Source organism: Bartonella queenslandensis AUST/NH15, from assembly GCF_000312585.1.
GTDB classification, from domain to species: domain Bacteria; phylum Pseudomonadota; class Alphaproteobacteria; order Rhizobiales; family Rhizobiaceae; genus Bartonella; species Bartonella queenslandensis_A.
Window position 1 is genome coordinate 1 of sequence record NZ_HE998187.1, and the last position, 577, is coordinate 577.

The window sequence follows — 577 nt, forward strand, 5'->3', positions numbered from 1 at the left end:
GATTGTTGGGTTTACGATAAAGCTAGAGTTTTTGAAAATGCGCGCGTCTTTGGAAATGCCAAGGTAAAAAGCTTTTTTGTTGATGTTTATGGCAATGCTAAAATTTATGGCAATGCTATTTTTGAAGCTAGCACGTTAAAAGACAACGCAAGGCTTTATGGCAATGCCCATGTCAGTGGTGGTGCTATTATTGAAGGCAATGCTAAAATTTATGATGATGCTTGTGTAGATGGTCATGCCCATATTTCTGATGATGCCGTTATTTGCGATCATGCCCATGTTGGAGCCAATGCTAAAATAAGCGGCTCTGCTTATATTTGTGATCAATCTCATGTTTTTGATGATGCCGTTGTTTGTGATGCTCTTATATCAGGAAATTCTTACATTCATAGCAATGCCCATTTAACGCGTGATGATGATATCCATGATGATGCCTATCCTGAATTGGGAAGTGAAGATGATTATTACCGTCATGAGTATTATGCTGATTGTGAGGGGTATTATGACGATGATAATGACAGCGAATATGAAAGTGACGCTGCTTAAATAACGCCATGGCGCGCGGGGGCGCCCCTCT

Annotated in this window: 1 protein-coding gene; it reads left to right on the forward strand. The window is 40.4% G+C overall.

Going from position 1 to position 577, the window contains the following annotated elements:
• Positions 1-546 (forward strand): nucleotidyltransferase family protein (locus BN338_RS09820; protein WP_039761941.1); only part of this gene is annotated, 546 nt, incomplete at its 5' end.
• Positions 547-577: the final 31 nt, after the last annotated feature.